Genomic DNA, 14,675 nt, shown 5'->3' with positions numbered 1-14,675 from the left:
CGGTTGCCGAGCTTATAAGTCATCGTACAACATAGACAGTCGTCGTACAATCGATTTAAGCCAATAAGATCAAGCGCTACGGGTAAATACTTACCAATTGTGACGGTCTATGTTGTAGGATGACATAACTCCAAGCCGCAGCCACGCGGTGTTCGCTCAAGGATTCGTCAGAATGAATCAGTCCCCTCTCTATATTCGCGTCCATCCGGACGACAACGTCGCGATCGTCGTGAACGACGGCGGTCTCGGCGAAGGCGCCACGTTCGCCGATGGCCTCGTGCTGCGCGAGCGCGTGCCGCAAGGTCACAAGGTCGCGCTGAAGGATCTCGCGGAAGGCGACGCGGTGATCCGCTACAACGTGGTGATCGGCTATGCGACGAAGGCGCTGCCGAAGGGAAGCTGGATCAACGAGCACGTCACGCGCATGCCGACGCCGCCCGAACTGCACGACCTGCCCATCGCGACGATCAAGGCGCCGGACGAATCGCCGCTCGAAGGCTTCACGTTCGAGGGCTATCGCAATGCGGACGGCTCGGTCGGGACGCGCAACATCCTGGCGATCACGACCACCGTGCAATGCGTCGCGGATGTCGTGCAGCATGCGGTCACGCGCATCAAGGGGGAGCTGCTGCCGCAATACCCGAATGTCGACGATGTCGTGAGCCTCGGCCACACCTACGGCTGCGGCGTGGCAATCGACGCGCCCGACGCAATGGTGCCCATCCGCACCGTGCGCAACATCGCGTTGAACCCGAACTTCGGCGGCGAAGTGATGATGGTTTCGCTCGGCTGCGAGAAGCTGCAGCCGGAGCGCCTGATGCCGCCGGGCACCATTCCGATCGCTTCGGCTTCGGCGGAAACGGAAGACGTGGCGGACATTGGCGACAACACGCACGACGACAACGGCGGCACGGTCGTGCTGCAGGACGAATCGCACGTCGGCTTTGCGTCGATGATCGAGTCGATCATGCGCATGGCGGAGACCCACCTGAAGCGGCTGAACAATCGCCGGCGCGAGACGTGTCCGGCGGCGGATCTCGTCGTCGGCGTGCAGTGCGGCGGCAGCGATGCGTTCTCGGGCCTGACGGCGAATCCGGCTGTCGGCTTCGCGACCGATCTCCTGGTGCGCGCGGGCGCGACCGTGATGTTCTCGGAAGTCACGGAAGTGCGCGACGGCGTCGCGCAACTGACGGCGCGCGCAGCGAACGGCGAGGTCGCGCAGGCCATCATCCGCGAGATGCAGTGGTACGACGATTACCTGAAGCGAGGCGGCGCGGACCGCAGCGCGAACACGACGCCGGGCAACAAGAAGGGCGGGCTTTCGAATATCGTCGAGAAGGCGATGGGCTCCATCGTCAAGTCGGGAAGCTCGGCGATTTCCGGCGTGCTGTCGCCGGGCGAGAAGGTGAAGCAGAAGGGTTTGATCTACGCGGCCACGCCCGCGAGCGATTTCATCTGCGGCACGCTGCAACTCGCGGCGGGCATCAATCTGCATGTGTTCACGACGGGGCGCGGCACGCCGTACAGCCTCGCGGAAGTGCCGGTGCTCAAGGTCGCGACGCGCTCGGATCTCGCGCGCCGCTGGCACGATCTGATGGACGTGAACGCGGGCACCATCGCGACGGGCGAAGCGACCATCGCGGATGTGGGCTGGGAGCTGTTCCGCCTGATGCTCGATGTCGCGAGCGGGAAGACGCAGACGAAGGCCGAGGCGCTGAAGTTGCATAACGCGCTCGTGTTGTTCAATCCGGCGCCGGTGACCTGATTCGAACCGTGCTGGCCGTAAGATCGACATGCCCCGCTTCGAGCGGGGCATTTTTTTGGCACGATGGAGCCGAATCAACTCGCCCTCCGAGTCTCAGCCGATGCCATCCCGTGCCACATCGCCACGACGTCCTCCCATGCCCAGAACCATCTGGGCGCTCGGCCTCGTCAGCCTTTTCATGGATCTGTCGTCCGAGCCGATTCATGCGCTGCTGCCGATCTACCTCGTGACCACGATGGGCATGAGCGTCACCGCGCTCGGCGCGCTCGAAGGCGCGGCCGAAGCGACATCGATGATCGTGAAGGTCTTTTCCGGCTCGCTGAGCGACTGGCTCGGTCGCCGCAAGGGCTTGCTGCTCTTCGGTTACGGCCTCGCCGCGTTGACGAAGCCGCTGTTCCCGCTCGCCGAAACCCCCGCGCTGGTCGCGACGGCACGCCTGCTGGACCGCTTCGGCAAGGGCATCCGTGGCGCGCCGCGCGATGCGCTGGTGGCCGATGTCGCGCCGCCCGAGATCCGTGGCGCGTGCTTCGGCCTGCGCCAGTCGATGGACACCATCGGCGCGTTCGCCGGGCCGCTCCTCGCCATCGTGCTGATGCTCGCGTTCTCCGATCACATCCGCACCGTGCTGTGGTTCGCCGCCATTCCGGCGTTCGTCGCGGTCGGCATCATTCTCGTCGGCGTTCGCGAACCCGAATCCGCGCCCGCGCAACGCGCGTTCCGTTCGCCGCTGCACTGGAAGTCGATGCGCGCGTTTTCCGGACGCTACTGGTATGTCGTCGGCATCGGCGCGACCTTCACGCTCGCGCGCTTCAGCGAGGCGTTCCTCGTGCTGCGCGCGCAGCAGGCCGGGCTCGAAATCGCCTGGATTCCCGGCGTGATGGTCGTGATGAGCCTCGCCTATTCGCTCAGCGCCTATCCGGCCGGCGTGCTGTCGGATCGCTGGGACCGCCGCGCGCTGCTCGCCTGCGGCCTCGTTCTGCTGATCGCGGCCGATGTGCTGCTCGGCGCCCGCGACTCGATGATCGCGCTGTTCGCGGGCGTCGCCGTGTGGGGGCTGCACATGGGCTTCACGCAGGGCATTCTCGCGGCGATGGTCGCCGAATCGGCGCCGCCCGCGCTGCGCGGCACCGCGTTCGGCGTGTTCAATCTCGCGAGCGGCGTCTGCATGGTGCTGTCGAGCGTGATCGCCGGCTGGATCTGGGACCGCCACGGCGCCTCGATGACATTCTTCGCGGGCGCCGCGATCGCCGTGATACCGCTCATCATGTGCGTGCTGACGCCACGCACGCTCACGCCCGGCGATTGAAGCGGCTACGCGGCGTAACGCGCAGCGGGCGAGTTTGTCGAAAGCTCGGGCGCCATCGCCTGCCGCGCGGCTTCATACGCATCCCACTTCGCGCCGTCGTGCAGCGACGGAATCGTCACGAGCTCGCCGCGATCGAAACCGACGAGCGCCGCATCGACCATATCGGTCGCGGACATCACGATCGCCTTGTCGAGCTTGTCGAGCGGCAGGCCGCCCGTTTCCCAGAAGTCCGTGGCGGTGGCGCCGGGCAGCACGGCCTGAACGCGCACGCCCTTGCCCGATAGTTCGCGATGCAGCGACTGGCTGAACGCGAGCACGAAAGCCTTCGTGCCGCCATACACGCCGTTGAGAATCTCCGGCGCAATACTGACGATCGACGCGATATTGATGACCGCGCCCTTGCCGCGCGCGACGAAGCCGGGCACCGCCGCATAGGTGAGGCGCGTGAGCGCCGTGACGTTCAGAGCGATCATGCGCGTCATCGCGTCGACGTCGCTGTCGAGCAAGGGCGTATGCGTGCCGATGCCCGCGTTGTTCACGAGCAGCGTGATGCTCGCGTCTTCCTTCAGCTTCGATTCGACGGCGGCGAGCGCTTGGCGGTCGTTCAGATCGGCGTCGAGAATTTCGACGCTGCGGCGCGTCTCGTTCGTGATGCGCCGGGCGAGAGTCGCGAGGCGGTCGCGATTGCGCGCGACGAGAATCAGGTCGTAGCCGCGCCGCGCGAGCCGCTCCGCATAGACCGCGCCGATGCCGGAAGACGCGCCCGTGACGAGCGCCGTGCCGAGGTGTGCCTGCGTCATGATTTCACTCCGTTCGAAGAAAGTGGTGATTGCGTGAGTGAATTGTCGGCGCGTTTGACGGTGGCGCAAATGACGTATATGGTACGGATTCAAGACATTGGTGGGTGAACGGACATGCATCGCGTCGGATACTTGCTGAGCGAAGGCTTTCAGATCATGGCGCTCGCGTCGCAGTCGGTGTTCGAGTACGCGAACGTCACCGCGCGCGAGGCGTTTTACAGCATCGAAAACTATTCGATATCAGGCGGCGAAGTGCGCTCGTCGCTCGGCATGAAGGTCGACACAAAGCCGGTCACGCCGCGCACCGCCATCGACACATGGATAGTCGCGGGCGTAAACGAGCCGCTCACCACGCCGTCGCCCGCCGACGTGCTCGCGTTCCTGCGCCGCCGCGCGGGCAAGCGCGCACGGCGTATCGCGGGCATCTGCACGGGCGGCTTCGTGCTGGCGGAGGCGGGCCTGCTCGCGAACCGGCGCGCGACCACGCACTGGGCCTACGCGCGCGAGATGCAGAGCCGCTTTCCGGATGTGCGCGTGGAGGAGGACCGCATCTTCATCGTCGATGGCCCGGTCTGGACGTCGGCGGGCATGACGGCCGGCCTCGATCTCGCGCTCGCGATGGTCGAGAAGGATCTCGGCGCGGACGTGGCGCGCTCGGTCGCGCACAAGCTCGTGATGTATCAGCGTCGCGCGGGCGGTCAGTCGCAGCATTCCGAGATGCTCGATCTCGCGCCGAAGTCGGATCGCATCCAGAACGCGCTGAACTATGCGCGCGAGAACCTGAACCGTCCGTTGACGGTCGAGGAACTGGCGGGCGAAGCGCATCTGAGCCCGCGGCAATTCAGCCGCGTGTTCACGCTGGAGACGGGGCAATCGCCCGCGAAGGCCATCGAGGGGCTGCGGCTGGAAGCGGCGCGGCTGATGATCGAAAAGAGCCGGCATTCGCTCGAAACCATCGCGCTCGAGACGGGCTTCAGGGACCGGCGTCACATGCGCGAGGCGTTCATGCGCGGCTTCGGCGTGCCGCCGCAGGAAGTGCGGCGCGAAGCTCGGGCGCAGGTCTGATAACTTACGCCTTTTTCACGCAGAACAAGGACACACCGTGTTGAAGATCGATCCGGACCGCTTGCTGAACGACCTCAAACATCTGCGCACGTTCGGCGCGACAGGACCGGGCGTCGTGCGCCTTTCGCTGTCGCCGGTCGATATGGACGCGCGCCGCTGGCTCGCGGAGCGCATGAACGACGCGGGCCTGCGCGCGGCGATCGATGGCGTTGGAACGGTCTTCGGCCGCTCGCGCAACGCGGGCCCGGCGCTTCTGATCGGCTCGCACACGGACACGCAGCCGACCGGCGGCTGGCTCGACGGCGCGCTCGGCGTCATCTACGGCCTGGAGATCGCACGCGCGCTCGCCGAATGCGAGGCGACGCGTCATTTCGCGCTGGACGTCGCATCGTGGATCGATGAAGAGGGCACGTTCTCAGGCTTTCTCGGCAGCCGCAGCTTCGTCGGCGAACCGGTCGATGAAGCCATCGGCAGCGCGCGCAATCGCGAAGGCGTGCTGCTCGGCGATGCACTGAAGCAGGCGGGACTCGCCGAAGCGCCGCGCGTGCGCCTCGACAAGACGCGGCACAAGGCGTACATGGAGCCGCACATCGAGCAGGGCGGGCGTCTGGAGGCGCATGGCAAGTCGATCGGCGTGGTGACGACGATCGTCGGCATACGCGAACTCAAGCTGCGTTTCACGGGCCAGCGCAATCACGCAGGCACGACGCCGATGTCGATTCGCCGGGATGCGGGCGCAGCGCTCGTCGCGTTCATCGCGCGCATGGACGAAGCCTTCGGTCAGATCGCCGATGCCGATACGGTGTGGACCGTCGGACGCATCGACCTCGATCCGGGCTCATTCAGCGTGGTGCCGGGCGCGGCGGATATGTATCTGCAATTCCGCGACGCCAACGCCGAGCGTTTGCGCGCGATGGAGACCGCGCTCGCGGCGCTCATCCGCGACTTCAATGCTGAAGGGAAAGTGAGCGTCGCCATGACCGACAGCGAGCCGCCCGAAGAACCGGTGATGATGGACGCCGCATTGCAGGCGCATATCGCCGGCGCCGCCGAAGCGCTCGCGCCGGGGCAATGGGAGCGCATGCCGAGCGGCGCGTCGCACGATGCGCAGGTCATCGCGCATCATGTGCCGGCGTGCATGCTGTTCGTGCCGAGCATCGGCGGAGTCAGCCACGACTTCATCGAAGATACGGCCGACGCGCATATCGTACTGGGCTGCGAAGTGGCGGCCAGGGCGGCCGCCGATATCCTCCGGCACCTGGCCGGCCAATCTCCGCGATAAACCGTCCTCCGAAAACGCGGTCCGGCGCATGGCCGGACCGCGTTTTACGCGGCGCGCAGCGGCACGTTGAGCTGACCCGCGCGGCGGTTCGGGCTCATGCCGAGGCTCGCGAGCGTCTCGTCGACGCTGTCGTACTGCACGCCGATCTTGTAGATCTCGCGCGCTTCCTTGCCGCTCGCGATCTCACGGCCGAGCTCGCGCGCGATGCGCACGCATTGCTCGATCTGCTGCACGGACGTCATGCGGTTGCCGTGCTGATCGATGATCGTGTCCTCGATGCCGCAGCGGGGATGCAGGCCCATCGCCATGGCCATCGTGTTGATCGGCAGCACGTTCTTCATCAGCGATTCGAGCGTGATGCACGAGCCATCCGGGCAGCGCCGCACGAACTCCATGAAGTTGTACGGATTCGGGCCGTCGAAGCCGCCGCCGATGCCCACCCACGTCACGTTGAGCGGCCCGCGATACGCGCCGCGCCGGATGATGCGCTCGAGCGTTTCGAGCGAGTGCATGCCCGTGAGCTGGAAGTGCGGCTGAATGCCCGCTTCCTGCAGGCGGCGCAGATGCTCTTCGACCCAGCCGGGACCGGCCGGCACCGTCATCTCGCGATACGCTTCCCAGTACGCGGGCTCGGCGAGCGACGTCCCCGCGATGTCCTTGCGGTTCATGAGCTCGGTGATGTTCATCTGCACCGTGTTGATCGCGACGGTCACCTGATCGGGCGCCGGCGTGAGATCGGCGAGCATGTGACGCGTATCGTCGGAAAGCCATTTGGCGGCGGCGCCGTCGTCCTCGGGGGCGAACGAAATCGAGCCGCCCACTTGCAGGATCATGTCGGGCACCGCTTCGCGCAGGCGGCCGAGCAGCTCGTTGAACTTCGAGAGACGCTTGCTGCCCTTGCCGTCTTCCTCGCGCACATGAAGATGCAGCACGGTCGCGCCGGCGTTGTAGCAGTCGACGGCCTTCTGCACGTGCTCGTCCATCGTCACGGGAATGTCTTCGGGAAAGTCCGCGGGCATCCACTCCGGCCCATACGGCGCGACGGTGATCACGACCTTATCCTGATTCTCGGGATGCAGCGAATCATCGAAGAATTGCATGTTGTACTCCGCTAAGGTATGCGAATTAAACGGTCAGCCATGCCGGACCTGAAGGCCGGCACCGAATGTCAGAAAGGCACGTCGCCGATGATGCCCGCGCGCTCCATCTTGCGATGACACGGCGGGTAGTCCATCACCGCATAGTGTTGCGTGCTGCGGTTGTCCCAGATCGCCATGCTGTTCTTCGACCAGCGCCAGCGCACCTGATATTCGGGGATATACGCCTGGCTGATCAGATACGCGAGCAGTTGGCCCGCGCCCGGATTCGCATCCTGGCCGAAGCGCACGCGCTCGGGCGTGTGATAGTTGGTGAAGTGCGTCGTGAACGCGCTGACGAACAGCACTTTCTCGCCGGTCTCGGGATGCGTGCGCACGACCGGATGCTCGGCATCGGGAAACTGCGCCTTGAGCGCGAGACGTTTCTCGATGGGCATGGCCGCGCCGAAGCTCGCCTCGATGCTGTGCCGCGCGCGCAGATCCGCAATCTGCTCCTTCACTTGCGCGGGCAGTCTTTCATATGCGAGCGCCATGTTGGCCCACATCGTGTCGCCGCCGACCGGCGGGCATTCCACGCAGCGCAGCACCGCGCCGAATTGCGGCGCTTCGCGCCACGTGGCATCCGCGTGCCATGCGTTTTCATAGCGGTCGTTGGGCTGATCCGGATTCTTGTAGATGCGCACGAGCCCGGGATTCTCCGGATCGCTGCCCGCGACCGGATGATCCTCCAGCTCGCCGAAGCGGCGCGCGAACGCGACATGCTCGGCACGCGTGATCTCCTGATCGCGCAGAAACAGCACGCGGTGCGCGAGCAGCGCGGCGCGGATCTCGGCGAAGAGCGAATCGTCGTGAATGGCGTCCGCGAGCCGGACGTCCTTGAGTTCAGCGCCGATGGCGCACGTGAGTTGTTCAATACGCATGATGTCTCCTCAGACGACGAACACGGACGAACCCGTGGTCTTGCGCGCTTCGAGATCGCGGTGCGCGTCCTGTGCGTCAGCGAGCGCGTAGCGCTGATTGATTTCGATGCGAATGCGCCCGTTCGCGACGTGATCGAACAGTTCGGCGGCGAGCGCGTCCTTTTCGGCCGGATCGGCGATGTAGTCCGCGAGCGCCGGGCGCGTCAGAAACAGTGAGCCTTTGATCGCGAGCAGTTGCGGATCGAAGGGCGGAATCGGCCCCGATGCCGTGCCGACGCAGACCATCAGGCCGCGGCGCGCGAGCGAATCGAGCGATGCGTTGAAGGTGGTCTTGCCGACGCTGTCGAACACCGCGTTCACGCCTTTGCCGTCGGTCAGCTCACGCACGCGCGCGGCGACGTCTTCCCGGCTGTAGTCGATCACATGCGTCACGCCGTGCTCGCGCGCGACGCGCGCCTTCTCTTCGCTCGACACCGTGCCGATCACCGTCACGCCGAGCAGCTTCGCCCATTGCGACACGATCAGTCCGACGCCGCCCGCCGCCGCGTGCAAGAGCAGCGTGTCGCCGCGCTCGAAGCGGCGGATGCGCGTCATCAGATACGCGGAGGTGAGGCCGCGCATCGTCATCGCGGCGGCGCGCGTGCAGTCGATCGCATCGGGCAGCTTGATGAGCGGCGCGGCCGAGATGATGCGCTCCGTGCTGTACGCGCCGAGCGTGTTGACGAAACCAGTGTAGGTCACGCGATCGCCTTCCTTCAGATGCGTGACGTTCGCGCCGACTTTCTCGACGACGCCCGCGGCCTCGACGCCCATGCCCGCGGGCAGCGGCACCGGATACAGGCCGGAGCGGAAGTAGGTATCCGCGAAATTGAGGCCGACCGCCTCGTGGCGCAGACGGACTTCCGTCGGGCCGGGCTCGCCGACGCTGACTTCTTCCCAGCGCAGGACTTCGGGGCCGCCGGTTTCGTGAAAGCGGATTGCATGTGCCATGGTTTTCATCTCCAGAATTTCGTTGCGGTAGTGTCAGCGCGCCTTGTGGGCGAGCGCGGTCCAGTCGGCGTCGCGCAGATAGCGGCGCGCTGCCGGCAGCACGGCGCCTTCGATACGTCCCATGCGTTCCCACGCGAAGCGCGCGCACGCATGCAGGGCATCTTCGATAACCACGTCGCTCATGGGCGATGCCGCGATACCCGTGAGCAGCGCCGCTTCGCGTTCGGCGAGGCGCGCGAGTTCGTCGAGCTCGGCATCGAGCGCGGAGGTGCGCTCGCGCAATGCCGACGTCAATGCCGTTTCCTCGCAGTGTTCTTCGCAAAGTCCTTCAATCGTTCGCGGATCGAACCGCTTCGTGCGCAGCGCGGCGAGCGCGTCGTCGTAAGCATCCGATTGCAGGCGATGCGCGGCGAGCAGCGCGCCGACCACTTTGGCCACCGCCGGGCGCGCGTCGCTCGGGCAGACCAGAATGGCGACGCCCGGAACCGGCGGCACGGCGCTGCCCTGCGCGATGCAAACGAGGTCGTAATCACGCGATGCCTCCTGGCCCAGATCGCCGAAGGTCGCGCCGCCAGGCACGGCGAGCACCGACGCCGCCACGCCCTGGGCGCGCGCCGCGGCCTGAGCGCGGGCGAGCAGCGCCTCGGCATGCCGATGCTGCGCCGCATCGCCGCCTTTTGCGGCCGTCCGGCAGGCGAACGTGATGCGCGCGCCGAGCGAACGCGCGAGCTCGGCCGTATGGCCAATCGCCTCGACGCACGCGTCGCTGCGCTCGACGGGCACGAGCAGGTGTCGGTACATGATGATCCTTCCGCTTACAGTTGCACGATTGGATGCATCGTAGTGCGGGGAGCGCCCCCGCGCCCCTCTCGCGTCGGGAGGGGCTTGACGCAGGCGCGCCAAACGAACCATCCTTGAGCGAATTACAAAAATTCACTATGCCCAACGACGCCCCATCCACCGAACTCGTACTGAAGACAATGGCCCCGCGCGCGCCATCCGGCCTGCTCGCGCGCGCGCGCCTCACCGCCGAAAGCACGGCCGGCGCGCCGGGCGCCGGCCGCCAGATCGTGCTCGTGCAGGCGGGCGCGGGCTACGGCAAGACCTCGCTGCTCGCGCAATGGCGGCGCGAGTTTCTGGCGCGCGGCGCGGCCGTCGCATGGCTGCTCGCCGACGACCGCGACGACGCCGAGCGCTTTTTGCGCGCGCTCGTCCACGCGGTCCGCACGGGCTGCGCGCGCCCTACCTTTGGCCGGGGGATCGCCGAAAGCCCGGGCGCGCCCGCCGGGGCGTTCGATCTCGCGACCGCGTGGCTCGCCGAGCTCGCGCAGCTTTCGCTCGATGTCGTGCTGATCGTCGATGAGGCCGACAGGCTGCCGCCTTCCGGCGCGCAACTGCTCGATTACGTGATGCACAACGCGCCGCAGAATCTGCGCATCGTCGCGGCGGGGCGGCAGGGTCTCGACAAGCCGGCGGCGGAATTGCTGGCCTACGGGCAGGCCGAGCTCGTCGGTCCGGAGGCGCTGCGCTTTCGCGTCGACGAGACCATCGCGCTCGTCACGCAGCGCTTCGGCGCGCGCGTGGACGCCGATGCCAGCGCGCGCCTGTTCGAAATCACCGATGGCTGGCCGCTCGGCCTGCAGCTCGCGCTCACCGCGATGGCACGCGCGCACGATCCCCGCGCGGCGCTCGACAATCTCGCGGCGGGGCCGCGCGGCCTGCGCGAACCGCTCGTCGCGGCGCTGCTCAAGGAGCTCTCGCGCGAGGACGAACGCTTTCTCACGCGCATCAGCGTGGCGGACGTGCTGCATCCCGACCTGTGCGCCGCCCTGACCGACGACGACGACGCCCCGCAACACCTCGCGCGCCTCACCCGCGACACGCCGGTGTTCGTCACCGCCGAGGAAAGCGAGTGGTGCCGCCTGCATCCGCTCGTGCGCGACGTGCTGCAAACGCGCTTCGCCGCGCTCCCGGAGCCGGAACGCGCGGAACTGCATCGGCGCGCGGCGCACTGGCTCGCCGGGCGCGGCATGCTCGAACAGGCCGCGCGTCACGCGCACGCGGCGGGCGATCGCGAGCATGCGTACGAGCTCGCGGAGCAATCGCTGCACGATGCCGTGAAACAGGGCCAGCTCGGCACCGTGCTCGACTGGCTGGAGCGCCTGCCGGAGCCGGAGCTGGAAAAGCGGCCGCGGCTGCGCCTGGCCGTCGCGTGGGCGCTCGCGCTCGGCGAGCGTCATCAGGAGGCGGAAGTGCAGGTGGAGCGCGTGCTCGCATCGCCGGGCGCCGACGATGCCCTGCGCTACGAATGCGCGCTGATTCTGAGCGCGGCCGCTTGGTACGCCGACGATCCCGACCGCTTCCTCGCGCTCTTCGAGCCGTGGGCGCAGAAGCCGCCTCCAAAGGACTCGTGGCTCGCGCAGGCGCACGCGAACCGCCTCGCCGCCCGCGCGATGCTGCTCGGCGAGCCCGCGCAGGCGAGGCGTCTGCAGCAGGCGGTGACGCGCGCGCAGATCGGCAAGGGCCTCGGCTATCTCGCGCGCTGGGGCGATCACATGGTCGGCCTCACGTGGATGCGGGAAGGCCAGGTGAAGCTCGCCGAAAGCGTCCTCCTGCCCGCGCTCGCGAGCGCCGAAGAGGACCTCGGGCGCAGACATCCGCTCACGTGCATGTTCGCGGCGACGTGCGCATCGATCGCGTATGAGGACGATCGCATCGACGAGGCCGGCGCGCTGCTCGCCAACCGCCTCGACGTGCTCGAGCGCGCGGCGATGCCCGAGACCGTCGTGCTCGCGTATCGCACGGCGGCGCGCATCGCGGCCTTGCGCGGCGACGAGCATCGCGCGCTCGATCTGCTCGAAATGCTCCACGCGATGGGCGTCGCGCGCAATCTGCCGCGTCTTTGCCTCACGAGCCTCGGCGAGCAGGTGAGCGCGCACGCGGGCCGCTACCGCGCGCAAACCTGCGACGCGCTCGTCGAGCGTATCGATGCGATCGTCGATGAACACATCGGCGCGCGCGGCCCCATCTGGCGTCAGTCGGTGCAGACGCTCCAGGCGATGGCGCACGGCAGCGCCGCGCTCGCCCGGCAGGACTGGCAGGCCGCGATCGAGCCGTTCGAGCGCGCCGAGCAGATCGCCACGACGATGAAGCTCGGCCGCCAGCGCATCGAACTGATGGCCCTGCGCGCGTTCGCGCTCGAGCGCGCGAGCGGCGACGGGCACACGCTGTTCGTCGAAGCGCTGAACCTTTCGCGGGCGTATCGCCTCGGGCGCGTGCTGATCGACGCGCATCCCGCGCTCGCCGACTGGGCCCGGCGCGTCAGCGAGGCGGGCGCGACTGGGCCGGGCGAGCGGCCGATCGTGCCGCCGCATGTCGTGCGCGTGCCGCCGCGCTCGGGCGAGGGCGGCCCGCGCGCGTTGCCGAGCGTGATCCTCACGCCGAAGGAGCGCGAAATTCTCGAACTGCTCGCGCGCAACCTGACCAACAAGGAAATCGCGCTCGCGGCGGCGGTCGGCGAGGGTACGGTCAAGTGGCATCTGAAGAATCTGTTCGGCAAGCTCGACGCGAGCTCGCGCAAGCACGCGGTGCGGCGCGCCATCGCGCTCGGTCTTCTCGAGGGCGTGCAGTAAGCTGCCTTCAGTCGGCCAGCGCCTCATCGCCGCGCGCGGCATCGATATACGCATCGACCGCGCTGCCTATGGTCGGATGGAAGCACGCGTCGGGGAAGATCGGCGTCAGTTCGAAGCGCCTGAGCTTGTCGCGGACGGGGTCTTTCATCTCGGCGAAATGCAGCTCGATGCCGCGCTCCTTCAACGCGCGATGCAGCTCGCGCAGCATGTCGGCGGAAGTGACGTCCACGCTCGTCACCGGCTCCGCCGTCACCACGACGCGCTTCGCCGGCGTGGGCGCTTGCGCCACCGCTTCCATCACACGTTGCTGGAACAGCTCCGCGTTCGCGAAGAAGAGCGGCGCGTCCCAGCGAAACAGCAGCAGCCCCGGAATCTGCGCGGCATGCGGATAGCGCTTCATGTCGTGATAGCCGCGCAGGCCTTCCACGCGCCCGAGCACGGCGAAGTGCGGGCGCCATCCGTCCCACAGGAATTCGATGACCGCGATCACCACGGCGATGCAGATGCCGGGAATCGCGCCGAACACGGCCACGCCCACGAAGCAGGAGATCGACAGCCAAAACTCCCACTGCTGAATGCGGTAAATGCGCTTCAGGTCCGTGAACTCGAACAGGCCGATCGCGGCGGCGATCACGACGGCGGCGAGCGCGCTGTTCGGCAGATGGCGCAGCAGGTTCGGCCCCGCGAGCAGAACGGCCGCGACGGCCAGCGCGCCGACGATGCCTGTCACCTGCGTTCGCGCCCCCGCCGCTTCGGCCACCGGCGTGCGCGACGAGCTGCTGCTGATTGGAAAGCCCTGAAACAGCCCGGTGGCGAGATTGGCCACGCCGAGCCCGATCATCTCCTGATTCGGATCGACTCGCGTGTTGGCGCGCGCGGCGAAGGTGCGCGACAGCACGCTGGTATCGGCGAAGGAGATGAGCGCGACCGCGCAGCCGCCGAGCACGATGCGGACGAAATCGGCATCGCTCAGCCACGGCAACGAGAACGCGGGCAGCCCTTGCGGAATCGGCCCGAGCACTTTCACGCCCATGCGGTCGAGTTGAAACACGTACACGCACAGCGTCGCGAGCACGACGGCGATCAGGATGCCCGGCACCTTGTCGAAGCGCTTGAGCAAAAGAATGAGCACGAGACTGCCCGCGCCGACGGCAAAGCTATACCAGTTCGCCTGGCCCGCAGCGAGCGCCTTGCCGAGGCTGAGCAGATCGCGAATCGGGCCGTGATCGTCGATGGATATCGCAAAGAGCTTCGGCAACTGGCTGATCAGCACCGTCAGCGCGATGCCGTTCATATAGCCGTACCGGATAGGCTTCGACAGCAGCTCCGTCACGAAGCCGAGTTTCAGCACGCCGAAGAAGATGCACACCAGCCCCGAGACGATCGCCATCATGCCCGCCACGGCCATCGCGCGCGATGGATCGCCCGATGCGCTCAGCACGACGACGGCGAGCACGGGCGCCGCGAGCGCCGAATCGGGGCCGAGCACGAGAATCCGGCTCGGGCCGAAGATCGCATACGCGATGAGCGGGATGATCGTCGCGTACAGGCCGCATACGCCGGGCACGCCCGACGCCTCGGCATACGCGACGCCGACCGGCACGAGCATCGTCGTCAGCACGAGACCGGCGACGATGTCGTTGCGAAGCCAGCCCACGCGATATTCCCTGAGCATCGCGACGCCGGGCAGATAACGCAGCCAGCCCTGCGCGATGCCGCCGGCGCGCTGTGCTGATCGAACGGTTTGATCGGATGACATGAGCGATCCATGCGGCGTGTGCACTGATTCCGTTGTACATGGAATTGGATCGGGGTCCA

Annotated in this window: 11 protein-coding genes; 5 read left to right on the top strand and 6 right to left on the bottom strand. The window is 67.2% G+C overall.

Annotation, left to right across the window (positions count from 1 at the left end; all coding sequences use genetic code 11):
- Positions 1 to 172: 172 nt before the first annotated feature.
- Together garD and AC1Z32_RS05080 are read left to right on the top strand one after the other, a co-directional pair.
- Positions 173 to 1,765 (top strand): galactarate dehydratase, encoded by a 1,593-nt coding sequence (gene garD / locus AC1Z32_RS05085; RefSeq protein WP_483477603.1) that lies wholly within the window; start codon positions 173 to 175, stop codon positions 1,763 to 1,765.
- A 100-nt stretch (positions 1,766 to 1,865) separates the two neighbouring features.
- Positions 1,866 to 3,071, top strand: coding sequence for an MFS transporter (locus AC1Z32_RS05080; RefSeq protein ID WP_483477602.1), 1,206 nt, complete (start codon positions 1,866 to 1,868; stop codon positions 3,069 to 3,071).
- Between the two features lie 5 nt (positions 3,072 to 3,076).
- Here AC1Z32_RS05080 and AC1Z32_RS05075 read toward each other — a convergent pair whose 3' ends face one another.
- Entirely contained in the window at positions 3,077 to 3,871 is a 795-nt protein-coding gene (locus AC1Z32_RS05075) for an SDR family NAD(P)-dependent oxidoreductase (RefSeq protein ID WP_483477601.1), read from the bottom strand.
- A 114-nt stretch (positions 3,872 to 3,985) separates the two neighbouring features.
- Between AC1Z32_RS05075 and AC1Z32_RS05070 the strand changes: the two genes are divergently transcribed.
- Both AC1Z32_RS05070 and AC1Z32_RS05065 read left to right on the top strand, forming a co-directional pair.
- Entirely contained in the window at positions 3,986 to 4,936 is a 951-nt protein-coding gene (locus AC1Z32_RS05070) for a GlxA family transcriptional regulator (RefSeq protein ID WP_483477600.1), read from the top strand.
- A gap of 37 nt (positions 4,937 to 4,973) precedes the next feature.
- Entirely contained in the window at positions 4,974 to 6,218 is a 1,245-nt protein-coding gene (locus AC1Z32_RS05065; protein WP_483477599.1) for a Zn-dependent hydrolase, read from the top strand.
- 44 nt (positions 6,219 to 6,262) lie between these two features.
- On the opposite strand, the gene AC1Z32_RS05060 is transcribed toward AC1Z32_RS05065, so the two are convergent.
- The 4 genes from AC1Z32_RS05060 to AC1Z32_RS05045 form a co-directional block, all read right to left on the bottom strand.
- Positions 6,263 to 7,318 (bottom strand): beta-keto acid cleavage family enzyme, encoded by a 1,056-nt coding sequence (locus AC1Z32_RS05060; protein ID WP_483477598.1) that lies wholly within the window; start codon positions 7,316 to 7,318, stop codon positions 6,263 to 6,265.
- Between the two features lie 68 nt (positions 7,319 to 7,386).
- The gene (locus AC1Z32_RS05055) at positions 7,387 to 8,235 is read right to left on the bottom strand and encodes a TauD/TfdA dioxygenase family protein (protein WP_483477597.1); all 849 of its coding nucleotides are present in this window, start codon (positions 8,233 to 8,235) and stop codon (positions 7,387 to 7,389) included.
- A gap of 9 nt (positions 8,236 to 8,244) precedes the next feature.
- Positions 8,245 to 9,225 carry a quinone oxidoreductase family protein gene (locus AC1Z32_RS05050; RefSeq protein ID WP_483477596.1) on the bottom strand — a complete coding sequence of 327 codons (981 nt, stop codon included), beginning with the start codon at positions 9,223 to 9,225 and terminating at the stop codon, positions 8,245 to 8,247.
- 33 nt (positions 9,226 to 9,258) lie between these two features.
- On the bottom strand, positions 9,259 to 10,026 hold the full coding sequence (locus tag AC1Z32_RS05045; RefSeq protein ID WP_483477595.1) for a universal stress protein: 768 nt from the start codon (positions 10,024 to 10,026) through the stop codon (positions 9,259 to 9,261).
- Positions 10,027 to 10,163: 137 nt separating this feature from the next.
- On the opposite strand from AC1Z32_RS05045, the gene AC1Z32_RS05040 reads away from it, so the two are divergent.
- Positions 10,164 to 12,857, top strand: coding sequence for a winged helix-turn-helix domain-containing protein (locus AC1Z32_RS05040; protein WP_483477594.1), 2,694 nt, complete (start codon positions 10,164 to 10,166; stop codon positions 12,855 to 12,857).
- A gap of 7 nt (positions 12,858 to 12,864) precedes the next feature.
- On the opposite strand, the gene AC1Z32_RS05035 is transcribed toward AC1Z32_RS05040, so the two are convergent.
- Entirely contained in the window at positions 12,865 to 14,616 is a 1,752-nt protein-coding gene (locus tag AC1Z32_RS05035) for a SulP family inorganic anion transporter (protein WP_483477593.1), read from the bottom strand.
- Between the last annotated feature and the right edge of the window lie 59 nt (positions 14,617 to 14,675).

This window comes from Caballeronia sp. 11_S32, assembly GCF_056930355.1.
The sequence above is the reverse complement of the archived record's forward strand: the minus strand, read 5'-3'. Positions and strand labels throughout refer to the sequence as shown.